The sequence below is a fragment of the Microbacterium hibisci genome, from assembly GCF_015278255.1.
Taxonomy (GTDB): Bacteria; Actinomycetota; Actinomycetes; order Actinomycetales; family Microbacteriaceae; genus Microbacterium; species Microbacterium hibisci.
Window position 1 is genome coordinate 109,024 of sequence record NZ_JADIJC010000003.1, and the last position, 23,154, is coordinate 132,177.

Sequence of the window (23,154 nt, forward strand, 5' to 3'; positions counted from 1 at the left end):
TCATGCGCGGGTGCACGGCCGCGATGCGCGAGGCCACCGCTCGTGTAACAGACCGCGGGCACTCGCACGCTCAGGCGAGAATGGACCAATGGACTGGCAGACCTCCGAAGACACGGTGCCGAGCGCGCCCGTGACGGAGGCCGACGCGCGCCTGCTGCTGGGCCGCCCGCCCGCCACCGGCGCGTGGCGCGACGGCGACCCGGTCGGCGCGCGGCACTTCGCCGCCTTCGGCGCCTTCCGCACCGAGGGCGGCCGTGAGCTGCCCGCATATCGTCTCGCGTACGAGACGTGGGGCGAGCTCAACGCCGCCCGCGACAACGCCGTTCTCGTGCTCCACGCCCTCACCGGCGACAGCCACGTGCGAGGACCCGCCGGTGCGGGCCACCCGACATCCGGCTGGTGGGACGACATCGTCGGCCCCGGCGCGCCGATCGACACCGACCGCTGGTTCGTGGTGGCGCCGAACATGCTCGGCGGATGCCAGGGGTCGACCGGACCGGCGTCGATCGGGCCCGACGGCTACGAATGGGCCTCGCGCTTCCCTTACCTGACGATCCGCGACCAGGTGAACGCGCAGGTGCGCCTGGCCGACGCGCTCGGCATCGACGTGTGGGCGGCGGTCGTCGGCGGCTCGATGGGCGGCATGCACGCGCTGGAGTGGGCGGTCATGCTGCCCGACCGCGTCGAGCGGGTCGGCATCCTGTCGTCGCCGCCGGTGAACACCGCCGACCAGGTCGCCCTCAACTCGGTGCAGCTCGAGGCCATCCGCATCGACCCGCGCTTCCAGGGCGGGGAGTACTACGACGCCGGCGACGGCGACGGTCCGTCGCGCGGGCTCGCCCTCGCCCGCCGCATGGCGCTGCTGAACTACCGCTCCCCCACCGAGCTCAACCAGCGGTTCCAGCGCACGTGGCAGTCGGGCGTCAGCCCGCTCGGGCACGGCGGCCGCTTCGCGGTGGAGTCGTACCTCGACTTCCACGGCAACAAGTTCACGCGGCGTTTCGACGCCAACTCGTACATCACGCTCGTCGAGGCGATGAACTCCCACGACGTCGGCCGCGATCGCGGCGGCGTCGAGGACGCCCTCGCCCGCGTGACCGCGACGGCGCTCGTGCTCGGCATCGACAGCGACCGCCTGTTCCCGATCGACGGCCAGCACCGCATCGCCCGCGGCATCCGCAACACGCTCGACGGCGACCGCGCCGTCGTCCTCTCGAGCGACTTCGGCCACGACGGCTTCCTCATCGAGACCGGCGCCGTCGGCGCGCACATCCGTCGCCTCCTCGCCGACTGACCGGCTCGCCGACTGACCGGCCGCGGTATCACCGCCCTCGGGGCGGCCCTCCTTCAGGGGGCCAACCGTCCCAAGGAGGGAACAATGAGCACTGAGACCAGAGCGGGTGCCGAGACGCCCGAAGACGCGTTCGCCGCGCAGCCCTTTCTGCGAGAGCAACTGGGTCTGAACGGCACCCGCGAGCGCGGGCCGGGCGGAGGAGAGCGCGCGCAGGCACGGCTCCCGATCGACATCCGCGCCTCCCTTGAACTCGTCCGACCCGAGATCGGGAGGTTCCACGGCGCGAAGTTCTCGCTGGGCTACTTCCCGCAGCACGAGGTCTTCTCGTCCGCCGCCGACAAGTTCGGGTACCTGACGTCCGAGGAGGTGCGTGAGGAGAGCCGTCTGCCGCTCGACGACGACACGCGCGCCCTGCTCGGGGAGCTCGGCCACCTGATGGGCAACAGCGGTCGCGAGACCGCGGACGACTCGGCCACGCCGTCGGGCTTCACGTACGTCGGGCAGTTCGTCGACCACGACATCACCCTCGACGTGTCGTCGGCGCTCGACGCCCCGACGATCGTCGACGCGCGCGTGATCAACAACATGCGCTCGCCGATGCTCGACCTCGACAGCGTCTACGGCCGCGGGCCGGCGGTCGACGCCTACCTCTACGCCGCTCCCGCATCAGGCGAGCCGGCATCCGCCTTCCGCATGCTCCTCGGCACCAACCTGCAGAGCGGGCCGGGCGGACCCGGCGGCGCCGCCGCGGCGGCGGGGATGATCTCGCACACCGACCGCGACGTGCCCCGCACGACGGCGCTCACCGCGATCATCGGCGACCCGCGCAACAACGAGAACCTCATCGTGTCGCAGCTGCACTTCTCGATGCTGAAGTTCCACAACGCGATCGTCGACAAGCTCGTCGCGGACGGCTTCGGCGGCGACGTGTTCGTCGAGGCCAAGCGACAGGCGACGCTGCACTACCAGTGGGCGGTGGTGCACGACTTCCTGCCGCGCATCTGCGGGCAGGCGGCCGTCGACGACGCCGTGGCGAACGTCGTGGCACCCATCGGCAGCGGGTTCGAGATGCCGGTGGAGTTCTCCGTGGCGGCGTACCGCTTCGGGCACAGCATGATCCGCGACGACTACTGGCTGAACTTCGAGCTGCGCACGAAGCCGATGACGGACGTCTTCGCCTTCATCCACGAGCCGCACCTGCCGGTGCGGTCCAACTGGGTGGTCGACTTCAACGCGTTCTTCGAGACGGGCATCCCGGTGCCCGTCTTCAACAGCGCCCGCAAGATCGACAGCGTGCTCGCCAGTGCCCTGGAGGATCTCGACGGCAAGGGCACGACGACCGCGCTCATGAGCGTGCTCGCGGCGCGGAACCTCCAGCGAGGACTGGTCCTGGGCCTGCCCAGCGGGCAGGCGACGGCAGCGGCCCTCGGCGTCCCGGTGCTCACCAGCGCACAGCTGACCGACGGCCTGCCCGCCGACGAGATCGCCGTCCTCGAGCAGGCGGACGGCCTCCTGCTCGAGAAGACGCCGCTGTGGTACTACGTGCTGCGCGAGGCGATGGTCGCCGCCGACGGCGAGCACCTCGGCCCGCTCGGCGCGAAGATCGTCGCCGACACCTTCGTGCGCATGCTGCGCCGTGACGCGCTGTCGATGCTCAACGTCGCGTTCGCGCCGACGATGGGCGACACGGCGGGCGAGTTCACGTTCGCGGACCTCGTGCGCGTGGCGAAGGTCATCGAGCCGTGAGCGCCGCTCAGCCCGTGCGCTGGTAGCACCAGGGCAGGGCGCCGATCTCGAGGCGATGACGCGATCCGGATGCCGCGGCTGCGGCATCCGGATCGTAGTCGTCGTCCCCCTCCCACAGCAGCATCGGTCCGTCGCCGCCGCGGCGCGCGACCGTCTCGAAGCGCTGCACGCCGGCCAGGCGCGCGGCGTCGACGGCCGACCCCGCGTCGGCATGGACGGCCAGGGCGTGGAGGGTGACCCACGTGGGCGGGTACAGGGTCAGCTCGCCGCGGCCGTGCCGCGCGAGGGCCTCGGACGGCCGCAACCACTCCGCAGCCACCGCCTCGCCCGGCGCCAGGGCGAGCGTTCCGCGCGCGACGCGCGCGAGGAAGAACCACGTGCGGATGCGCAGCGCGATCCCCGGGGGCGGGTCCCAGCACGACAGGGTCACGAGATCGTCCGCGTCGAGGTCGAGGCCCGTCTCCTCCTGCGTCTCCCGCACCGCCGCGCGCCGAGCCGTCTCGGCTTCGGGCTCGTCGCCCGCGCGGCGGTCGCCGGCCTCGAGCTTGCCGCCCGGGAACACCCACGCCCCGGCGAACGAGCCGCGGTCGGGCCTCTCGATCATCAGCACCTCGAGCGCGCCGGCCGCATCCCGCAGCAGCACGGCCGTCGCCGCGACGGGGATGCCGGGGTCGCGCGCGTCCTCGGGCCGCCGCGTCCGCGACTCGGCGACGGAGTCCGCGACGGCGCGCAGGGCGCGATCTGCGGGCAGGGCGCGATCGGCGGGCAGGGCGCGATCGGACGGCGTCGGCGGTGACACGCGCCCACTCTATCCGCGGCGGCGGGTGCGGGCCGCGTGCGATCGTCCCGCGAGGATCGGACGGATGCCGGGGCTACACGCCGACCGCAGCGCGACGCCGCTCGGCGAGCAGGCTTGCGGCTGCGAGCGCCAGGCCGGCCGCGGCGAGGACGACGCCGACCCAGGCCGGGGCGCGGAAACCGAGTCCCGCCGCGATGACGAGCCCACCCAGGAAGGCCCCGAGGCTGTTGCCGATGTTGAGCGCCGAGTGGTTGAGCGCTGCCGCGATCGACTGGTTGTCCTGCGCGACGTCCATGAGCCGGGTCTGAATGGTCGGGCTCAGCGCCGAGGCCACGAGCCCGGTGGCGAAGACGAAGAAGCCGAGGGCCCAGATCCACTGCGCCGTCACAGCCAGGAGCGCGAGGACGGCGGCGAGGGCGATCAGGCCGCCGACGAGCGTGCGCTTGAGGTCGACGTCGGCCAGGTGGCCGCCGACGAGATTGCCGACGGTCATGCCCAGCCCCATGACGACGAGCACGATCGGCACCACCCACGCCGGAGACCCGGCGACCTCGGTGACCAGAGGCGCGATGTAGCTGTAGACGGCGAAGAAGCCGCCGAAGCCGATCGCGCCCACGCCGAGCGCGAGCCACACCTGGCCGATGCGGAAGACCTTGAGCTCGGCCCGCAGGGTGCGACTCGGATCGCCCGGGTGCTCGGGGACGAAGAACGCGATGAGCACGGTCGCCGCGGCGAAGATCGCCGCCACGACCATGAACGCGGCGCGCCAGCCCAGCTGCTGACCGAGGTAGGTCCCCAACGGCACTCCGACGACGTTCGCGACGGTCAGACCGGTCAGCACGAACGCGACGCCCTTCGCCCGCATGCCGGGGCCCAGCACGTCGGCGGCGACCAGCGCGCCGATGCCGAAGTACGCACCGTGCGGCAGGCCGGCGAGGAAGCGGGAGGCCGCGACCCATTCGAACGTCGGGGCGAGGAAGGTGAGCGCGTTGAAGACGGTGAGCGCCAGGGCGAGGGCGATCATCACCCGGTGGCGCGGGTACTTCGCGACCGCGCCGGCGATGGTCGGCGCACCGACGACCACGCCGAGGGCGTACAGCGAGATGAGCCAGCCGGCCTGCGCGATGGCGTCTTCCGTGCTCGTCGCCCAGAGCGCAGGGAGGAGGTCGGATGCGATGTCGGGCAGCAGCCCCATCACGACGAACTCGGTCATGCCGATGCCGAAGCTGCCGACGGCGAGGGAGAGGAGCGCCCACATCGCCGCCCCCCTCGAAGTGTTCGAGGAGGTCACCGGGTCATGCTAGCCGCCGGCTCGGCATCCTGTCGAATCGATTCGGACACGCGGCGCCGCTGATGTCGGCGCGTGTCGTCAGGCCTCTCCCGAGTCGCCGCCCTGACGGTCGATCGCCGCCTCCAGGCGCTCGATCTTGCCGTCGAGCTCGCCCGACCAGCCGGGCCTGATGTCGGCCTTCAGCACGAGCGACACGCGGGATCCGTACGGCGCGACCGCCTCGGTGGCGCGCTTGATGACGTCGAACACCTCGTCCCACTCGCCCTCGATCTCGGTGAACATCGAGGTGGTGCGGTGCGGCAGCCCGCTGTCGCGGACGACGCGCACGGCGGCGGCGACGGCGTCGTGCACCGATCCGTCGGCGTTGCCGGTGCCGCTGGGAGCGACGGAGAAGGCGACGAGCATGCGAACCTCCGGGTTCTGGGGGATGTCGGGGAGCGACGAGGGCCGGGTCCTACTCTGGCACGCGTGACCGCACCGGCGGCCGCACCCGCACGCGCGCGAGCCGCACGACGACCCACACGAAGAGCACCACGAGCAGCACGTTCCGCAGCACGAGCATCCAGACCTCCACCGGCCGCAGCACCAGGATCGCGTCGTACCAGAACGGGAAGACGCCCTGCGTGAGCGCCAGGATGACGACGGCGAGCGCGGCGGGGCGCCACCAGCGCCGCACATCAAGGACCAGGCCGACCACCAGCGGCGCGATCAGCCAGGTCATGTACTGGGGCGACCCGACCTTGTTGAGCACGATGAAGCCGAGCACGAGCGCGGCGGCGAGCGGGGGGAACAGGGCCGCGAACGTCGCACCGCGCCAGACCTTGACCGCGCCGGTCGCGGCGAGCGCGAGCATCCCGACCAGCAGCACCGGCGTCATCGCCGCGATCACGGCGTCGACGCCCGGCCCCTGCACCTGGAACGTGATGAGCTCGTCGTCGTGGACGACCGCCGCCCCCGGATGCCGGGCGACCGCGAGCAGCATGTAGAACGTGCTGACCGGCGCCTCGATCTGCAGGCCGCGCGACGTCTGGTCGCCGACGAATCCGAGCAGATGCGCACCGCCGCCGGCGAGGAGCACCGCAGCGACGACGATCGCGCTCACCGCTGTTGCGGCGCCGACGATCGCGAGCCGCCGTCGCACCGCGATCACGCCGGCGGCGAGGATCGCCGCCGGCCAGACCTTGATCCACGTCGCGACCGCGAGGAGCGCCGATCCCAGCCACGGACGCCCCACGAGCCACAGCGAGCCCGCCACCGCGAGCGGCACGGTCACGGCGTCGAGACGGAACATCCCGACGCCGCCGAGCGCCAGCGTCGCCGCGAGCCAGAACCACGCCGCGATCAGCCGGCCGCGTGACCGCCCGCGACCGACGAGCACGGCGAAGGCCGCGGCATCCAGTGCCGTGACGAGCAGCCCCCACACCAGCGTGTAATCGACGAGGGGGTAGAACACCCCCGTGAGGAGGATCGGCAGGTGCGCCAGGGCCGGGTAGATCCAGTCCTCGGTGATGCCGGGGAACGCCTCGCCGTGGAGGGTCTGCCAGGCCCACCAGCGGTACAGCTGGCCGACGTCCCACGAGGCGGCGTGATCGTCGACGAAGCCGAGCCAGATGACGACCGCGTGCACGAGGACGAACGCGATCCACACCCACGCCCGCCGAGACACCTCCCCATCCTAGGGACGGCTCGCGAGGCCGCTCGTCAGCGGCGCAGCGCCTCGGCGACGGCGCGCGGCAGCGCCTCGGCGACGTCCAGCGCCGTGATCGGGCCGTCCGGGAACGCCGGCATGCTCGGCACGCCCGCGATGCTCGCGCCGAGGGCGGCGATCGTTCCCGCCCGCCCGTGCAGCCACGCCCCGGAGGCGGCGAGCGCCGCCAGGGCCGCGGCATCCGTCGGCTCGTCGCGAGCCATCGCGCCGGCCACGAGCGCGCCGATCACGCCCGCGAGCACGTCGCCGGTGCCGGCGGTCGCCAGCCACGGCGTGCCCGCCTCGACCGTCGCCGTCCAGCCGTCGGGGGCGGCCACCACCGTCACGGATCCCTTCAGCAGCACGACCGCCCCGGTCGCCTCCGCCGTCTCCCGCGCGGCCTCCGCGCGATCGGCGGGGCCGTGCCCGAGGCCGAGGGCCGACCGCAGGCGCGCGTGCTCCCGGTCATGCGGCGTGAGGATCCGCGGCGCGGTGGCCTCTGCGGCGAGGTCGAGCGCTCCCGCGTCCACGACGACGGGGTCGGTGTCGGAGAGGATCGCGCGGAGCGCGTCGGTGTCGGCCGGAGTGCGGGTCGCGGCATCCGTTCCCGATCCGACGACCCATGCCTGCACGCGCCCGTCGGCCGTCACGGTCTCGGGCCGGCGCGCGAGCACCATCGCGGAGGGACGGTCGGCCCCGAGGTAGCGCACCATCCCGAGCCCGGTGCGCCACGCGGCCTCGACGCCGAGCACCGCGGCGCCCGGGTAGGCGTCCGACCCTGTCCGCATGCCCAGCACGCCTCGGGAATACTTGTCGTCGGAGGCCGTGGGCCTCCGCAGGGCGAGCGCGGCGTCGTCACGCTTCCACGTCCTCACCATGTGGTCACAGTACCCCGCTCCCCCCCGATCAGATCCGGAGACCGCGATGAGCCGCCTGTTCACCCCGCTGACCCTGCGCGACGTGACGGTGCGCAACCGTCTGTGGGTGTCGCCGATGTGCCAGTACAGCGCCGTGGACGGCGTGCCCCAGGAGTGGCACCACACGCACCTCGCCCAGTTCGCGTCGGGCGGCGCCGGTCTCATCGTCGCCGAGGCGACGGCCGTGGCGCCCGAGGGGCGGATCTCGCCCGACGACGCCGGGCTCTGGAACGACGAGCAGCGCGACGCATGGGCGCCGATCGTCGCCGCGATCCGCCGCCGCGGCGCGGTGGCCGGCGTGCAGCTCGCCCACGCGGGCCGCAAGGCGTCGACGTGGCCGCCGTTCTCCGACCGCCGGGGCTCGGTCGCCGCCGACGAGGGCGGCTGGACGACCGTCGCCCCCTCCGCCGTCGCGTTCGAGGGCTACGCCGAGCCGGTCGCGCTCGACCGCGAGGGCATCGAGCGCGTGGTGGCCGACTTCACGGCCGCCGCGCGCCGCGCGATCGAGGCGGGATTCCAGGTGCTCGAGCTCCACGCGGCGCACGGCTACCTCCTGCACCAGTTCCTCTCGCCGCTGTCCAACCAGCGCGACGACGAGTACGGCGGCTCTCTCGAGAACCGCGCGCGCCTGCTGCTGCGGGTGCTGGAGGCGGTGACGGATGCCGCGCCCGGCGCGCCGATCATCGTGCGGTTCTCCGCCACCGACTGGGCGGAGGGCGGCTGGGACCCGGAGGAGACGGTCATCGTCGCCCGGTGGGCGGCCGAGCGCGGCGCGGACTTCTTCGACATCTCCAGCGGCGGGCTCGTCGCCCACCAGCAGCTCACGACCGGACCTGGCTACCAGGTGCCGCTCGCGTCGCGCATCCGGCGCGAGGCCGGCGTGCCCGTGAACGCCGTCGGCATGATCGACGACGCGGCGCACGCCGAGCGCGTGCTCGCCGACGACGACGCCGACGCGGTCATGTCGGGCCGCGAGTGGCTCCGCGACCCGCACTACGGCCTGCGCGCGGCTTCCGAGCTCGGCGCCGACATCGACTACTGGCCCGCCCAGTACCTCCGCGCGCGCCCGGTGGCCCGGGCCTGATCCCGGTCGTCGAGCGAGCGAGGAACGAGCGAGACCGGTGCCCCGGCGCTCGCCTGTCCCGGTCGTTGAGCGAGCGAGACCGGTCGCCCGACACGCGCGATCCCGGCCGTTGAGCGAGCGAGGAACGAGCGAGACGAAACGCCCTGAGCCATCTCGCAGGCTCAGGGCGTTTCGTCCCACTTCGCTCGCTCAACGAGCGGAGATGCGTCAGAACATCCGGCGCCGCGTGGCGTCCTGCACCTCGCCGATGAGCTCCTCGATGATGTCCTCCAGGAACAGCACCGCCGTGATGTCGCCGGCCTCGTTGCGCACCTGCGCGAGGTGACGGCCCGCGCGGCGCATCAGCGCCAGGGCGTCCTCGAGGTCGGTGGACTCGAGCACCGGCACCATGTGGTGGATGCGCTTGGTGGGGATCTGACGCGCGACATCGGTCGCGGCATCCGGTCCCTCGGCCGCCCGCAGGATGTCCTTGAGGTGGACGTACCCGAGCGGCACGTGCGTCTCGTCGACGATCACGTAGCGCGAGAAGCCGTGCTTGGCGACGGCGCGTTCGATCTCGTCGGGCGTCGTGGTCTCGGGGAGCGTCACCAGCTGCGACAGCGGCACCGCGATGTCGGCGGCCTTCTTGTCGGTGAACTCCAACGCGGCCGACACCGTGCCGGCGGCATCGTCGAGCACGCCCTCGATGCGCGACTGGTTCACGATCGTCGCGACCTCCTCGAGCGTGAACGTCGAGGCGGCCTCGTCCTTCGGCTCGACGCGGAACAGGCGCACGATGTGGTTCGCGATCCAGTTCAGCGTGACGATCACCGGGTGGAAGACCTTCGACACCCACACCAGCGGAGTCGCGAGCATCAGCACCGCGCGGTCGGGCACCGAGAAGGCGAGGTTCTTCGGCACCATCTCGCCGAACACGACGTGGAGGTACGACACCAGGAGGAGCGCGATGGCGAAGGCGATGCCGTCGACCACTCCCTCCGACCAGCCTGTGAGGCCGAGCGGCTCGGCGAGGAGGTGGTGGATCGCGGGCTCGGAGACATTCAGGATCAGCAGCGAGCAGATCGTGATGCCGAGCTGGCTCGTCGCCAGCATGAGCGTCGCGTGCTCCATCGCGTAGAGCGCGGTCTTGGCCGACCGGGAGCCTTTCTCGGCGAGCGGCTCGATCTGCGACCGGCGCGCGGAGATGACGGCGAACTCGGCGCCGACGAAGAAGGCGTTGGCGATGAGGAGCACCACCAGCCAGGCGATTCCTGCCCAGTCGTTCATCGGCCATCACCTCCTTCCGTCGCGTCTTCGTGGGGCATCGGCGTGGGCGTGAAGCGCACGCGGTCCACACGGCGCCCCTCCATGCGCTGCACCTCGATGGTGCCGTCCTCGATCTCGACGCTGTCGCCCACGGCGGGGATGCGCTCGAGCACGCTCATGATGTAGCCCCCGACGGTGTCGTAGACATCGCCCTCGGGGATGCGGATGCCGGTGCGGTCGCGCACCTCGTCGGGCCGCAGCTCGCCGGGGAAGATGACCGTGTCGTCCACCCGCACGATGCCCGCGCGGCGGCGGTCGTGCTCGTCGAGCACCTCGCCCACGATCTCTTCGACGAGGTCTTCGAGCGTGACCACGCCCGCGGTGCCGCCGTACTCGTCGACGACCACGGCCATCTGATAGCCGCGGGCGCGCAGCTCGGCCACGAGCACGTCCAGGTGCACCGCCTCGGGGAAGCGCAGCGGCTCGGTGGCGAGCGCCGCGGCGGGCACGTCGGAGCGCCGTTCGCGCGGCACGCCCACGGCGGCCTTGAGGTGCACGATGCCGGTGATGTCGTCCATCGACTCGCCGTACACCGGGAACCGGCTGTGCCCGGTGCGCCGGGCCAGCTGGATGACGTCCTCGGCCGAGTCGTCGGCGGCGAGCGCGTGGATGCTCGGGCGCGGCGTCATGACGTCGGCGGCGGACAGGCGCGCGAAGGTGAGGCTGCGGTCGAGGAGCGATGCGGTGTCCTCCTCGAGCACACCGGCGATCGCGGACCGGCGGACGAGGCTCGACAGCTCCTCCGCCGTGCGCGCGCCCGAGAGCTCTTCCTTCGGCTCGATGCCGACGGCCCGCAGCACGCCGTTCGCACTGCCGTTGAGCACCGCGATCGCGGGGCGGAACACGGTGGTGAACGCCACCTGGAAGGGCATGACGAGCTTGGCGGTCTGCCGCGGGACGGCGAGCGCGAAGTTCTTCGGCACGAGCTCGCCGATGATCATCGAGAAGACGGTCGCGATCGAGACGCCGATGACGGCGGCGAGGGGGCGCGAGACGCCCTCCGGGATGCCCCACGCGTCGAAGACCGGTGCGAGGAGGTTCGAGATCGCCGGCTCCATCGTGTAGCCGGTGAGGAGCGTCGTCAGCGTGATGCCCAGCTGCGCGCTCGACAGGTGCGTCGAGGTGATGCGCAGCGCGCTGATCGTCAGCGACAGGCGGCTCTCGCCGGCGGCCTGGCGGGCCTCGAGGTCTGCCCGGTCGAGGTTCACCAGAGCGAACTCGCTGGCGACGAACAGGCCGGTCCCGATGGTGAGCAGAAGCCCCACGCCCAACATGACGTAATCCATCACACGTCACCCCCGTTCGTTCGGGAGGAGGGTCGGTGGGGCGATCGTCTGCAACTAGGAGGGTCGTCCATCGTGCGGACCAGTCTACGGCAGGTGTCTTCCGCTCGTAGCGGCCGTACCCGTGCGCGAAGCCCGAGCCGCCGTCATCCGAGAACCGCGCCCGCTGTCAACCCCCTCCGCGGATCTCTCGGGCGCGCCGCACGCTCGGGGCATGACCGACACGAGCGCCGACCGGCGGACGGACCCCCGCAACGCTCCCTCCCCCGAGCACCCCGACAAGCCCGACACCCCGCGCGAGATCGAGAAGCGCTCCTGGAAGTACGTCTTCGTGAAGACCGCCCGGGAGTTCTCCTCCGACGAGTGCACCGACATCGCCGCCGCGCTCACGTACTACTCCGTGCTGGCGATCTTCCCCGGACTCGTCGCGGTGTTCTCGATCTTCGGGCTGATCGCCGGGAACGGGCAGGCCACCGACGCGATCCTCGGGGTCGTCGAGTCCGCCTCGCCCGAGACCGCGCAGACGCTGCGCGGCCCTCTCGAGCAGCTCGCGGACTCCCCCGCCGCCGGCTGGGGCCTCGTCCTCGGCCTTCTGCTGGCCATCTGGTCGGCGTCGGGGTACGTCGCGGCGTTCAGCCGCGCCATGAACCGCGTCTACGAGATCGCGGAGGGCCGTCCGTTCTGGAAGCTCAAGCCGGCTCAGCTGCTCATCACGATCATCGGCGTGGTGCTGATCGTCGTGGCACTGGTCATCCTCGTGGTCTCGGGGCCGGTCGCCGACGCCGTGGGCTCTGCCCTCGGGCTCGGCGAGGTCGCCACGACGGTGTGGGAGATCGTGAAGTGGCCGGTGCTGCTGCTGATCGTCGTGCTGATGGTGGCGATCCTCTACTACGCGACGCCCAACGCCAAGCAGCCCAAGTTCCGGTGGGTGAGCCTGGGCTCGCTCCTGGCGATCCTCACCCTCGTCATCGCCTCCGTCGCCTTCGGCGTCTACGTCGCGAACTTCTCCAACTACGACCGCACGTACGGGTCGCTGGCAGGCGTGATCATCTTCCTGCTGTGGCTGTGGATCGCCAACATCGCGCTGCTGTTCGGCGCCGAATTCGACGCTGAACTCGAGCGCGGCCGCCAGCTGCAGGCGGGCATCGCGGCCGAGGAGGACATCCAGCTGCCGCCGCGCGACACGCGCAAGAGCGACAAGGCCGAGGAGAAGGAGAAGAAGGACGTCGAGCAGGGCCGTCGCATCCGCCTGGAGCACGAGGACGAGGACGAGAAGGACGACGATCGGACGGATCGCGACCGCGAGGGCGATCGCGCGACGAGGAAGCGATGACGGATGCCGGGGGTCGCGGCATCCGTCCCCTCACCAGCTGACCGGCAGCGCCTTGCCCTCTTCGTAGCCGGCAGCGGACTGCAGGCCGACGCGGGCGCGGTCGTGGAACTCGGCCACCGTCGAGGCGCCGGCGTACGTGAACGACGACCGGACGCCCGAGGTGATCATGTCGAGCAGGTCCTCCAGGCCCGGCCGCAGCGGGTCGAGGTAGATCTTCGACGACGAGATGCCCTCGGCGAACAGCTCCTTGCGCGCGAGCTCGTAGGGGTCGAGCCGGCCGAACCGCTCGTGCACGGCCTTGGTCGAGGCCATGCCCCACGACTCCTTGTAGGCGCGGCCGGCCTCGTCGACCTGCAGCTCGCCGGGAGCCTCGATCGTGCCGGCGAACCACGAGCCGATCATGACGGATGCCGCACCCGCCGCCAGCGCGAGCGCGACGTCGCGCGGGTACCGGACGCCGCCGTCGGCCCACACGTGAGCTCCCATCACGCGGGCTGCCTCGGCCGTCTCGAGCACCGCGGAGAACTGCGGACGCCCGACGGCGGTCATCATGCGCGTGGTGCACATCGCGCCGGGGCCGACGCCCACCTTGAGGATGTTCGCGCCGGCCGACACGAGATCGTGGACGCCCTCCGCGCTGACGATGTTGCCGGCCGCGATCGGGATGCCGAGGTCCAGGTCGGCGACCGCGCGCAGGGCGCGGAGCATGCCCTCCTGGTGGCCGTGGGCCGTGTCGACGACGAGCACGTCGACCCCCGCGGCGGCGAGCGCCTGCGCCTTGGCGGCGACGTCGCCGTTGATGCCGACGGCGGCGGCCACGATGAGGCGTCCCGAGGCGTCGACGGCGGGCCGGTACAGCGTCGAGCGCAGGGCGCTGCGGCGCGACAGGGTTCCCACGAGGTGCCCGTGGTGCAGCACGCACACCGTCTCGGCCTCGGCGGCGACGATCACGTCGAACGCGTGGCGCGCGCTCTCGATGTCGTCGGCGTCGACGGATGCCGCACGCCCGCGCGCCAGGTCTCCCAGACGCGCGTCGGGCAGGGCGGTGCCCAGCCGCGCGGCCGGCACGATGCCGAGGATGCCGTCGGCGTCCACGTGCCCTGCGGAGGCGTCGGCGACGACGATCCCGTGACCGTCGGTGGGAGGCAGGAGCCGCGCGGCGTCGGCGACAGTGGCCTCGGGCGGCAGCACCAGGGGGGTGTCCCACGCGACCGGCTGCGCCTTGACCCAGCGGATCGCGGCGTCGAGCTCCTGCAGCGGCATGTCCTGCGGCAGCACCCCGAGTCCGCCGCGCCGGGCGAGGGTGGCGGCCAGGCGCGCCCCCGTGACCGAGTTCATGTTCGCCGAGACGAGCGGCAGTGTCGCCGTCGTGCCGTCGTGCGGGGCCAGGTCGACGTCGAGGCGACTCGTGATCGCGGACCGCCTCGGCACGAGGAACACGTCCGAGTAGGTCAGGTCGACGTCGGGGGCTTCGCCGTAGAACTCCATGACCGCCAAGGGTAGTGACACTTCCTGTGCGGATAATCCTGCGGGTTCTTTCAGCTTCGCGGCTCCCCGGGGCCGGGACCCCCCACGCAGACTGGGCTAGGCTTAACCGACGCGTGTGTCGGCACTCGAGCCCCGCGCGTATCCCAGAACTTCACCGATGAAAGCAGGCGATTCAGCGTGTCGAGCCAGGTGACGGGCGTCGGGGTTTCGAACGAGGGAGAGTTCGGAGCCAACGAGTGGCTCGTCGAGGAGCTGTACGAACAGTTCAAGATCGACCGGAACTCCGTCGACAAGGCATGGTGGCCCGTCCTCGAGGCCTACCATCCTGCCGACGGCACGGCACCCGCGGCGGCGACCGCCCCGGCGGAGACGGCCCCGGCCGCAGCTCCCGCCGGCGGGCAGGCTCCGGCCGCCGCTGTTCCGGCGGCCCCGGTCTCCGAGGCCGCACAGCCCGCGGCCACCGAGCCGCGGCCCGTGACCGCACCGATCCCCGTGATCGGCGCGCAGCCGGTCGCCCGCACCACCGCGCGCCCGGCCGCTCCGCAGCCGATCCCGGCGCAGGCGCCGAAGGTGTCGCCGTCCGCCGCCGACGGCGACGTGGACGCCGACGTCGTCACGACGCTCCGCGGCCTGCCGAAGACCCTCGCGGCCAACATGGATGAGTCGCTCACGGTCCCGACCGCGACCAGCGTCCGCACCGTGCCGGCGAAGCTGATGATCGACAACCGCATCGTCATCAACAACCACATGGCCCGCACCCGCGGTGGCAAGGTCAGCTTCACGCACCTCATCGGCTGGGCGATCATCCAGGCGCTCAAGGAGTTCCCGAGCCAAAACGTCTTCTACGCCGAGATCGACGACAAGCCGTCGCTCGTGGCACCGGCGCACGTCAACCTCGGCATCGCGATCGACCTCCCCAAGCCCGACGGCACGCGTGCGCTGCTCGTGCCGAGCATCAAGCGCGCCGAGCAGCTGACCTTCAACGAGTACCTCACGACGTACGAGGACCTCGTCACCCGTGCCCGCGGCAACAAGCTGACCGCTGCGGACTTCCAGGGCACCACGATCTCGCTGACCAACCCCGGCGGCATCGGCACCGTCCACTCGGTGCCGCGCCTCATGAAGGGCCAGGGCTGCATCGTCGGCGCGGGCGCCCTCGAGTACCCCGCCGAGTTCCAGGGCGCGAGCGACAAGACGCTGAACGAGCTGGCGATCGGCAAGACGATCACGCTCACGAGCACGTACGACCACCGCGTGATCCAGGGTGCGGGCTCGGGCGAGTTCCTCAAGAAGGTGCACGAGCTGCTCATCGGCCAGCGCGGCTTCTACGAGGGCATCTTCGCCGCCCTGCGCATCCCCTACGCCCCGATCCACTGGGCGGCCGACATCAACGTCGACCTCGCCGAGCGCGTCGACAAGCAGGCGCGCGTGCAGGAGCTCATCAACTCGTTCCGCGTCCGCGGCCACCTCATGGCCGACGTCGACCCGCTCGAGTACGTGCAGCGCACGCACCCCGACCTCGAGATCGAGAGCCACGGCCTGACCTTCTGGGATCTCGACCGCGAGTTCGTCACGGGCGGATTCGGCGGCAAGCGCCAGATGAAGCTGCGCGACATCCTCGGCGTGCTCCGCGACTCGTACTGCCGCACCATCGGCATCGAGTACATGCACATCCAGGACCCGACCCAGCGCGCGTGGTTCCAGGAGAACGTCGAGGTCAAGTACCAGAAGCCGGGCCACGACGAGCAGCTGCGCATCCTCGACAAGCTGAACCAGGCCGAGGCGTTCGAGACCTTCCTGCAGACCAAGTACGTCGGCCAGAAGCGCTTCAGCCTCGAGGGCGGCGAGTCGCTGATCCCGCTGCTCGACGAGATCCTGCAGGGTGCGGCCGAGGCGGGCCTCGACGGCGCCGCGATCGGCATGGCGCACCGCGGCCGCCTGAACGTGCTGACCAACATCGCCGGCAAGACCTACGGCCAGGTGTTCCGCGAGTTCGAGGGGTCGGTCGCGATCGGCTCGAAGAGCGGGTCCGGTGACGTCAAGTACCACCTGGGCACCGAGGGCACCTTCGTCGCCGACAACCAGGCCGAGCTGCCGGTGTACCTCGCCGCGAACCCCTCGCACCTCGAGACGGTCGACGGCGTGCTCGAGGGCATCGTGCGCGCCAAGCAGGACCGCAAGCCGATCGGAAGCTTCACGTGGCTGCCGATCCTCGTGCACGGCGACGCGGCCTTCGCCGGGCAGGGCGTCGTCGTCGAGACGCTGCAGATGTCGCAGCTGCGCGGCTACCGCACCGGCGGCACCGTGCACGTCGTGGTCAACAACCAGGTCGGCTTCACGACCACCCCCACCGACGCGCGCACGTCGGTGTACGCCACCGACGTGGCCAAGACGATCCAGGCGCCGATCTTCCACGTGAACGGCGACGACCCCGAGGCCGTCACCCGCGTCGCCCAGCTGGCCTTCGCGTACCGTGAGCGGTTCCACCGCGACGTCGTGGTCGACCTCGTCTGCTACCGCCGACGGGGCCACAACGAGGGCGACGACCCGTCGATGACGCAGCCGCTGATGACGAACCTCATCGAGGCGAAGCGCTCCGTGCGCCGCCTGTACACCGAGGCTCTCGTCGGTCGCGGCGACATCACCGAGGAGGAGTACGAGAAGGCCAAGCAGGACTTCCAGAACCGCCTCGAGATCGCCTTCGCCGAGACGCACGCGGCCGAGACCGGCTCGTCGCCGGTGATGGTCGCGGATGCCGCGGCTCAGGTGGTCGCCGGAGAGCCCGAGACCACCGGGGTCTCGCGCGAGGTCGTGAACCTCATCGGCGACACGTTCGTCAACAAGCCCGAGGGCTTCACGGTCCACAACAAGCTGCAGCAGCTGCTCGACAAGCGCCTCGACATGAGCCGTAACGGCTCGATCGATTGGGGCTTCGGCGAGCTGCTGGCGTTCGGCTCGCTCCTGCTCGAGAAGACCAATGTGCGCCTGGCCGGCCAGGACTCGCGTCGCGGCACGTTCGTGCAGCGTCACGCCGTGCTCCACGACCGGTCGAACGGCCAGGAGTGGATCCCGCTGACGAACCTCAGCGAGGACCAGGGCCGCTTCTATGTCTACGACTCGCTGCTGAGCGAGTACGCCGCGATGGCGTTCGAGTACGGCTACTCGGTGGAGCGCGCCGACTCGCTCGTGCTGTGGGAGGCGCAGTTCGGCGACTTCGGCAACGGCGCGCAGTCGGTGGTCGACGAGTTCATCTCGTCGGCCGACCAGAAGTGGGGCCAGCAGTCGAGCGTGGTGCTGCTCCTCCCCCACGGCTACGAGGGCCAGGGCCCCGACCACTCGTCGGCCCGCATCGAGCGGTACCTGCAGATGTGCGCGCAGGACAACATGACCGTCGCCCGTCCGTCGACACCCGCGTCGTACTTCCACCTGCTGCGCCGCCAGGCGTATGCGCGTCCGCGTCGTCCGCTCGTGGTGTTCACGCCGAAGGCGATGCTGCGCCTGCGCGGGGCGACCAGTCCGGTCGACGAGTTCCTCAGCGGCCGGTTCCAGCCGGTGCTCGACGACGACCGCGGTCTGGACAAGTCCGCCGTCAAGCGCGTGCTGCTGCACGCCGGCAAGATCCACTGGGATCTGCGCGCCGAGCTCGACAAGAACCCGAACCCCGAGATCGCGCTGGTGCGCCTCGAGCAGTACTACCCCGCACCGGTCGACGAGCTGAACACGATCATCGAGTCGTACCCCGACGCCGAGCTCGTGTGGGTGCAGGACGAGCCCGAGAACCAGGGCGCCTGGCCGTTCATCGCCCTCGAGGTGGTCAAGCACCTGCGGGGACGCACGATCAGCCGCGTCTCGCGTGCGGCCGCGGCGTCCACCGCCACCGGCTCGCCGAAGGTGCACGCGGCCGAGCAGGCCACGATCATGCAGCAGGCGCTGACGACCTCCTGAACCGCACGACACGCGATGAGAGCCGCACCCGGAAGGGTGCGGCTCTCTTCGCGTGGGAACCGCCGGGGCGGGTGTTCGGACGCGGCGCGGCCGGACCTCAGTCGAGCTGGACGATGCCGGCGCGAACCGCGCGGATGAGCACCTGGACGCGGTCGCGCACGTTCCACTTAGCCATGACGTTGCTCAGATGAGACTTCACCGTAGCCTCCGAAACATTCTTCCGGCCGGCGATCTCAGCATTGGAAAGGCCCTTCGACAGCAGCGCGACCATCTCGATCTCGCGGGGCGTGAGCATCTCCTCGTCGGAGAGCCGCTCCGCCGGCGCGGGCGAGGACGCGTTGACCACCGCCGACACGAGCATGGCGCTCACCGCCGGCGAGAGCACCCGCAGCCCGCGGTGCACCTCGCGCACCGCGGCGACGATGTCGCGCGGATCGGAATCCTTCAAGAGGTAGCCCGAGGCCCCGGCGACGAGCATGGGCAGGATCGTCTGCATGGATCCGAACGTCGTGACGGCGAGGATCTTCGTATCCGGAGCCTCACGCAGCAGCTGCGTCGTGGCAGCGACGCCGTCGACGTTGGGCATCTGGATGTCCATCAGGATGACGTCCGGGCGCAAAGTCCTCGCCTGCTCGATCGCGTCCGCGCCATCGACCGCCGTACCGACGACCTCGATGTCGTCCGCCTCCTCTAGGAAGATCGTCAGGGCGCGGCGGAGAAGGAACTCGTCGTCGGCGATCAGGACGGCGGTCGAGGGCACCGACCCAGCCTAGTGGGGTGACCACCTCGACGAAAGGCGGAGCGCGCCCCGTCGATCGGACGATGCGCCGGCGAGCGACCCACTGCCAGGATCGTCGTGTCGATCATCCGTTCATCCCCTCGGAGAGGAGGGAGAGCAATGTTCACTGCTTCGATCTGGAGCGCACTGTGCCGGCTTCTCGGCGCCTGCAGCTGACCGTTCCCGAGCCGCCCGCCCCCCGGAGGTCGCGAGCGGTCCGCGGCCGCCGTCGGGGCGTGCGGCCGATGCCGCGATCGGGTTCAGGATAATGAAGCGGTGAAGGGTCAGCATCGCGAGCGCATCCGCAGTCTCCCGACGGCGTGGAGCGCCCAGCGACCGACCCGCGTCGAGGGCTGGGCCCTGGTGGGACTCCTCGCCGCCGCTCTGGTGGCCTCGCTCGCGCTCGCGGCGGTCGACGGGATCGGCGACCCGCGTGCGCTGACGTTCGAGCTGCTGCTCACCTCGGCGTTCCTGCTGGTGATCTGGAACGCCACGCTCACCGCCGTCTTCCTGCTCGCTCTGACCGCCCTCTCCCCTCTCATCGACGCCCAGCAGGTGGCGCTCCTGGCACTGGCCGTCGGCTGTCTCGTCGTGCTCCGCTACTGCTCCGCGTGGGTGCAGGCCGCCTACCTCGGGGCGTTCCTCGCCGCTGCGGCCGCGATCCACCGCCTCGACCAGCGCCCGGACTCCATGGCGACCTTCAGCGCGGTGCTGATGGTCGCGGCCGGCGCGAGCGCGACCGGAATCGTCCTGCGCGCGGTCATCACGAAGGGGACGCGTGCCCGTGAGGAGCTGCGCGACGCCCGGCGCCTCAACGCCGAACTCGTGCAGCAGGAGCGTCAGCGGATCGCCGATGATCTGCACGATGTCGTCGCCCATGACCTCACCGTCATCGCCATGCACGCGCGGCTGCTCGATCGCACGGACGACCCGCGGGAGCGCGAGCGCTCGCAGGCGGCGATCATCGCCTCGGCCAGACAGGCGCTCGTCGATCTGCGCCGCGTGGTGCACCTGGCCGTCGACGCGCGCGAGGAAGCTGCGCCGTCGATGGCCGGGAGCGTGTCGGTCGCCGTGCAGGATTTCCGGTCGGCGCTCGAACGCGCCGGCTACGAGGTCGAGGTCGAGGTCGCGCCGGACGCCTCGGAAGGCCTGGACCGTCTCACCGTGAGCGGTCTGGAGCGCGTCATCCGGGAAGCTGCGACCAACGTGCTCAAGCACGCGCCCGCGCCCGAACGAGTGCGGCTGGAGCTCGCCCGCGAGGACGGCATGGTCGCCCTCCGGATCTGGAACTCGCTGAGCCGACCGGCCCGCGCGTCGCTCGTGCCCAGCGGCGGTTACGGGACAGCGCGCATCCGCGAGCGCGCCGGCCTCCTCGGTGGCACCTTCTCGGCGGGCCGCAGCACGGACGGCTGGCTCCTCGACGTTTCCTTCCCGCTGAGCTAGCCGCCTCTCACCCCGCCTCCGCCGAACGTCGATCCGGTGCCGGACTTTCGACGGAATTCCGCCCTGGCCGCTTGAGCATCCGGGGCACCGCCCCGAATCTGGGATCGCTCGGCGGTCCTCCCGGCTGCCGGCCCGGGTCGCCCCGCGGGGCGGAGAGAGGTGGAACGTGACCGGTCCGGACCAGATGCAGGTGCAGGTGGATGCCGCGCTCGCGGCGTCCGCGCCGTCGCTCGCTCCTCACGCCGACGCCAGTGTCCGGGCACATGAGCGCGGCTGACCCGGCAGGACCCGGCGTCGCCGTCCTCGACGGCTTCGCCCCGGTCCCGCTCGATGAGGCCCCCGCGGTCTCCCGGCTCCTGGAGGAGCTGGGTCTCGGCGGTTTCGATGCCGACGACGTGCGAACCCGCCCTGGCCGCAACCGTCTGTGGTTCGGCGTCACGACGACAGGGGTCGACGTCTTCGCCAAGGAGCTCACCGGCGACCCGAGCGACGTGGCTTCCCGGTGGGAGCGGACGCTGGCGTTCCACCGCTCGGCGGCGGCGCGGCAGATCGCGCATCCTCGTCTCCTCGGCGCCGACGGAGAGGACGCGGTCGTCGCCTTCGAGTACCTCGCGGGCGTCACGGGTGTCGAGCTCATGGTGCGCGAGGAGTTCAGCCCGTCGGACGCCGCCGCTGTCGGCGACCTCGTCGGGGCGCTTCACGCTTCACCGATCGGCGACGAATCGGCCCTGCGCGTCGCCCACCCCGCCGAGCGCTTCTTGAAGCTCGCGAGCGCGATCCCGGCGCCCCTCTACGAGCAGCTGTCCATGGCGCAGCTGCACGCGTGGCGCCTGCTGCAGCGGGATGAACCGCTCCTCCAGGCGATCCGCTCGCACCTGGCGGCCCCGCCGCCGCGCGACACGCTCGTCCACGGAGATCTGCGCGTCGACCAGCTGCTGCGCGTCGAAGGCCGCTGGCTCCTCACCGACTGGGAGGAGTTCGGAGCGGGCGACCCGGCTCGGGACGTCGGTTCGTTCGTCGGCGAGTGGATGAACCGGGCGATCCTCGATGTGCCGACCGACCGCGGCGACGACCGCCCCTTCGACGTCGAGGAGATGACGCACGAGCTCATGATGCAGCGGGCGATCGAGAAGATCCTCCGCCTGCAGCCCATCGTCTCCGCCTTCTGGAGCGCGTACGCGCACCGCCGGTGCGACGTCGACGAAGCGATGCGACGTCGCGTCGTCTTCGAGGCGGGCTGGCACCTGATCGACCGGATGCTGGCGTCCGCCATGGATGCCGCCCGGCTCGGCGGCATCCAGCGCGCAGCCGCCGGCATCGGTCGCGCGATGATGATCGGCCCCGAACAGTTCGGCGACGCGATCGGACTGGCATGACGGACACCATCCACACCGGGAACAGCACGGCCGGGATCCTCGATCGTGTGACGGTCGACCTCGCCGGCCTCACCGTCGTCGTCGACGACGAGCGCGTCACCGCCGGCTCGATCCCCGAGCTGCGCAACACTCTCTCGGGCCTGCTGTACCGCCGGATGCACTGCGGATCCGCCGCGGGGCGCTCGCCCGTGCATGTGCGCAACCCCCGGCTCGAGCGGGCCCTGCGCGCGCGGCTGGTCGACCGTCCGCACGGCGTCCGCATCCCCGAACGGGAAGCGGTGCACGCGCCCGAAGGTGACCTGGTCGTGCAGCTCGACGGGGTACGGGTGCGCTTCGACCCGAGCCGGTGGCGTCAGGCCGACGACGATACGGTCGAGGTGCGCATCTCACGGCTGCGGCCGATGTTCTCTCCGGGCTTCTTCGTGATCGGGACCGGTGAGGTGCCCGGACCGATCCGTCGCATCTACGTGCGGGCGGAAGCCCCGGCCGACGCGCTGGAAGTCTTCGCGAGCCTCGTGGAACTGCTCGATGCGCACGGCGCCTACCGCGCGAAGATGCTGACCGTCGAAAGCCAGTATCCGCGCAACGACGCGATCGTGGTCTATCTGCCGCACCCCTCCGACGAGCTCCTTCAGCGCATCGTCGACGTCGTCGAGGGCACCGGCCTCGTGCCGGACCGCACGACCCCCTTCGCCGAGCGCATCGGTCGTGGCGTGAGCACCGCCGACGACCCCCCTCCCGCGGTGGGCGGGAGCCCCCGCAGTTTCGGCGAGCATCGGGCCGATGCGTTCGCGCGCGCCCTGGTCGAGGCGCATCGCGAAGGGTTCGACGTGGCCGCTCATCTGGCCGACGTGCTGCGGTCGTCGGGCATAGACCCGGACCGGCCGTCGCGAAACCTTGCGCCGCAAGGACTCCCTTCGGCTCCGATCACCCGAGGGGAGGTGACCAATTGAGCACGAAGACCGACACGATCGCTGATCTCGTCGCGAGCTATGACACGTATGTCGACAGCCGCGAGCTGCGCGACGCCACGGCGACCGACGCGCCCGCGACGACCGCCTACTGCGTTGCGGCAAGCCTCGGCTTCCTCGGATCGCTGACGTTCCAGTTGAGCTGCTGACCGGCAGAAGCACACATCGAGACAGGAAAGGGGTGAAACACATGAAGACCGATCAGATCATGAAGCTCGTCGAGGGGTACGACGCCTACTGCGACGTGGACGAGATCGCGACACGCCAGGCGACCGACGCGCCCGCGACGACCGCCTACTGCGGACTCGTGGGCATCACGTGGCTGAGCGGAATGCTCGTCACGCAGACCATCAACGCGGGCTGCTGAAGCCCCGGCGGGGAGCCTGCGCGGCCGACAGGCTCTCCGCCACCCGA

The 23,154-nt window shown here is 71.3% G+C and carries 19 protein-coding genes; 10 read left to right on the plus strand and 9 right to left on the minus strand.

Annotation, left to right across the window (positions count from 1 at the left end):
* Positions 1 to 88: 88 nt before the first annotated feature.
* Positions 89 to 1,294 carry a homoserine O-acetyltransferase MetX gene (gene metX / locus IM770_RS07400; protein WP_203580500.1) on the plus strand — a complete coding sequence of 402 codons (1,206 nt, stop codon included), beginning with the start codon at positions 89 to 91 and terminating at the stop codon, positions 1,292 to 1,294.
* Positions 1,295 to 1,378: 84 nt separating this feature from the next.
* Positions 1,379 to 3,040, plus strand: coding sequence for a peroxidase family protein (locus tag IM770_RS07405; protein WP_203580501.1), 1,662 nt, complete (start codon positions 1,379 to 1,381; stop codon positions 3,038 to 3,040).
* A gap of 7 nt (positions 3,041 to 3,047) precedes the next feature.
* On the opposite strand, the gene IM770_RS07410 is transcribed toward IM770_RS07405, so the two are convergent.
* From IM770_RS07410 to IM770_RS07430, 5 genes are all read right to left on the minus strand, one after another.
* Positions 3,048 to 3,839 carry an NUDIX hydrolase gene (locus IM770_RS07410; RefSeq protein WP_307785398.1) on the minus strand — a complete coding sequence of 264 codons (792 nt, stop codon included), beginning with the start codon at positions 3,837 to 3,839 and terminating at the stop codon, positions 3,048 to 3,050.
* Positions 3,840 to 3,912: 73 nt separating this feature from the next.
* The gene (locus IM770_RS07415) at positions 3,913 to 5,097 is read right to left on the minus strand and encodes an MFS transporter (RefSeq protein ID WP_203580671.1); all 1,185 of its coding nucleotides are present in this window, start codon (positions 5,095 to 5,097) and stop codon (positions 3,913 to 3,915) included.
* A gap of 111 nt (positions 5,098 to 5,208) precedes the next feature.
* The gene (locus IM770_RS07420) at positions 5,209 to 5,535 is read right to left on the minus strand and encodes a thiamine-binding protein (protein ID WP_203580502.1); all 327 of its coding nucleotides are present in this window, start codon (positions 5,533 to 5,535) and stop codon (positions 5,209 to 5,211) included.
* A 49-nt stretch (positions 5,536 to 5,584) separates the two neighbouring features.
* Positions 5,585 to 6,796 carry a glycosyltransferase 87 family protein gene (locus tag IM770_RS07425; protein ID WP_203580503.1) on the minus strand — a complete coding sequence of 404 codons (1,212 nt, stop codon included), beginning with the start codon at positions 6,794 to 6,796 and terminating at the stop codon, positions 5,585 to 5,587.
* A 35-nt stretch (positions 6,797 to 6,831) separates the two neighbouring features.
* Positions 6,832 to 7,695 carry an ADP-dependent NAD(P)H-hydrate dehydratase gene (locus tag IM770_RS07430; protein ID WP_203580504.1) on the minus strand — a complete coding sequence of 288 codons (864 nt, stop codon included), beginning with the start codon at positions 7,693 to 7,695 and terminating at the stop codon, positions 6,832 to 6,834.
* A gap of 46 nt (positions 7,696 to 7,741) precedes the next feature.
* Here IM770_RS07430 and IM770_RS07435 point away from each other — a divergent pair, with 46 nt between their 5' ends.
* Positions 7,742 to 8,818 carry an NADH:flavin oxidoreductase/NADH oxidase gene (locus tag IM770_RS07435; RefSeq protein ID WP_203580505.1) on the plus strand — a complete coding sequence of 359 codons (1,077 nt, stop codon included), beginning with the start codon at positions 7,742 to 7,744 and terminating at the stop codon, positions 8,816 to 8,818.
* 207 nt (positions 8,819 to 9,025) lie between these two features.
* On the opposite strand, the gene IM770_RS07440 is transcribed toward IM770_RS07435, so the two are convergent.
* Together IM770_RS07440 and IM770_RS07445 are read right to left on the minus strand one after the other, a co-directional pair.
* The gene (locus IM770_RS07440; RefSeq protein WP_203580506.1) at positions 9,026 to 10,084 is read right to left on the minus strand and encodes a hemolysin family protein; all 1,059 of its coding nucleotides are present in this window, start codon (positions 10,082 to 10,084) and stop codon (positions 9,026 to 9,028) included.
* Positions 10,081 to 11,409, minus strand: coding sequence for a hemolysin family protein (locus tag IM770_RS07445; RefSeq protein WP_203580507.1), 1,329 nt, complete (start codon positions 11,407 to 11,409; stop codon positions 10,081 to 10,083). The genes IM770_RS07440 and IM770_RS07445 overlap by 4 nt, the downstream gene beginning before the upstream one ends.
* A gap of 211 nt (positions 11,410 to 11,620) precedes the next feature.
* Here IM770_RS07445 and IM770_RS07450 point away from each other — a divergent pair, with 211 nt between their 5' ends.
* Positions 11,621 to 12,739, plus strand: coding sequence for a YihY/virulence factor BrkB family protein (locus IM770_RS07450; RefSeq protein WP_203580508.1), 1,119 nt, complete (start codon positions 11,621 to 11,623; stop codon positions 12,737 to 12,739).
* Positions 12,740 to 12,769: 30 nt separating this feature from the next.
* Here IM770_RS07450 and guaB1 read toward each other — a convergent pair whose 3' ends face one another.
* Positions 12,770 to 14,227 carry a GMP reductase gene (guaB1, locus tag IM770_RS07455; protein WP_203580509.1) on the minus strand — a complete coding sequence of 486 codons (1,458 nt, stop codon included), beginning with the start codon at positions 14,225 to 14,227 and terminating at the stop codon, positions 12,770 to 12,772.
* A gap of 177 nt (positions 14,228 to 14,404) precedes the next feature.
* Between guaB1 and IM770_RS07460 the strand changes: the two genes are divergently transcribed.
* Positions 14,405 to 18,172: a multifunctional oxoglutarate decarboxylase/oxoglutarate dehydrogenase thiamine pyrophosphate-binding subunit/dihydrolipoyllysine-residue succinyltransferase subunit gene (locus IM770_RS07460; protein WP_203580510.1), complete on the plus strand. Its 3,768-nt coding sequence runs from the start codon at positions 14,405 to 14,407 to the stop codon at positions 18,170 to 18,172.
* Between the two features lie 97 nt (positions 18,173 to 18,269).
* Here IM770_RS07460 and IM770_RS07465 read toward each other — a convergent pair whose 3' ends face one another.
* Positions 18,270 to 18,932 (minus strand): response regulator, encoded by a 663-nt coding sequence (locus IM770_RS07465; RefSeq protein ID WP_203580511.1) that lies wholly within the window; start codon positions 18,930 to 18,932, stop codon positions 18,270 to 18,272.
* A gap of 294 nt (positions 18,933 to 19,226) precedes the next feature.
* Between IM770_RS07465 and IM770_RS18170 the strand changes: the two genes are divergently transcribed.
* The 5 genes from IM770_RS18170 to IM770_RS07490 all read left to right on the plus strand — a co-directional run bounded on the left by IM770_RS18170 (position 19,227) and on the right by IM770_RS07490 (position 23,107).
* Positions 19,227 to 20,393, plus strand: a complete 1,167-nt coding sequence (locus IM770_RS18170; protein WP_203580512.1) for a sensor histidine kinase — start codon at positions 19,227 to 19,229, stop codon at positions 20,391 to 20,393.
* 263 nt (positions 20,394 to 20,656) lie between these two features.
* Positions 20,657 to 21,769 carry a class V lanthionine synthetase subunit LxmK gene (gene lxmK / locus IM770_RS07475; RefSeq protein WP_203580513.1) on the plus strand — a complete coding sequence of 371 codons (1,113 nt, stop codon included), beginning with the start codon at positions 20,657 to 20,659 and terminating at the stop codon, positions 21,767 to 21,769.
* Entirely contained in the window at positions 21,766 to 22,722 is a 957-nt protein-coding gene (locus tag IM770_RS07480; protein ID WP_203580514.1) for a T3SS effector HopA1 family protein, read from the plus strand. Before lxmK ends, IM770_RS07480 begins: the two co-directional genes overlap by 4 nt.
* Entirely contained in the window at positions 22,719 to 22,889 is a 171-nt protein-coding gene (locus IM770_RS07485) for a hypothetical protein (RefSeq protein WP_203580515.1), read from the plus strand. Before IM770_RS07480 ends, IM770_RS07485 begins: the two co-directional genes overlap by 4 nt.
* Before the next feature lie 41 nt (positions 22,890 to 22,930).
* Complete coding sequence (locus tag IM770_RS07490; protein ID WP_203580516.1) at positions 22,931 to 23,107, plus strand: LxmA leader domain family RiPP; 177 nt, start codon at positions 22,931 to 22,933, stop codon at positions 23,105 to 23,107.
* Positions 23,108 to 23,154 lie beyond the last annotated feature (47 nt).

Coding starts and splice junctions, on each gene's coding strand:
- IM770_RS07445 (WP_203580507.1), bottom strand. CDS start 11,409: ATGGATTACGTCATGTTGGGCGTGGGGCTTCTGCTCACCATCGGGACC.
- IM770_RS07480 (WP_203580514.1), top strand. CDS start 21,766: ATGACGGACACCATCCACACCGGGAACAGCACGGCCGGGATCCTCGAT.
- IM770_RS07490 (WP_203580516.1), top strand. CDS start 22,931: ATGAAGACCGATCAGATCATGAAGCTCGTCGAGGGGTACGACGCCTAC.
- IM770_RS07415 (WP_203580671.1), bottom strand. CDS start 5,097: ATGTGGGCGCTCCTCTCCCTCGCCGTCGGCAGCTTCGGCATCGGCATG.
- IM770_RS07420 (WP_203580502.1), bottom strand. CDS start 5,535: ATGCTCGTCGCCTTCTCCGTCGCTCCCAGCGGCACCGGCAACGCCGAC.
- IM770_RS07435 (WP_203580505.1), top strand. CDS start 7,742: ATGAGCCGCCTGTTCACCCCGCTGACCCTGCGCGACGTGACGGTGCGC.
- IM770_RS07430 (WP_203580504.1), bottom strand. CDS start 7,695: ATGGTGAGGACGTGGAAGCGTGACGACGCCGCGCTCGCCCTGCGGAGG.
- metX (WP_203580500.1), top strand. CDS start 89: ATGGACTGGCAGACCTCCGAAGACACGGTGCCGAGCGCGCCCGTGACG.
- IM770_RS07440 (WP_203580506.1), bottom strand. CDS start 10,084: ATGAACGACTGGGCAGGAATCGCCTGGCTGGTGGTGCTCCTCATCGCC.
- IM770_RS07450 (WP_203580508.1), top strand. CDS start 11,621: ATGACCGACACGAGCGCCGACCGGCGGACGGACCCCCGCAACGCTCCC.
- guaB1 (WP_203580509.1), bottom strand. CDS start 14,227: ATGGAGTTCTACGGCGAAGCCCCCGACGTCGACCTGACCTACTCGGAC.
- lxmK (WP_203580513.1), top strand. CDS start 20,657: ATGAGCGCGGCTGACCCGGCAGGACCCGGCGTCGCCGTCCTCGACGGC.
- IM770_RS07405 (WP_203580501.1), top strand. CDS start 1,379: ATGAGCACTGAGACCAGAGCGGGTGCCGAGACGCCCGAAGACGCGTTC.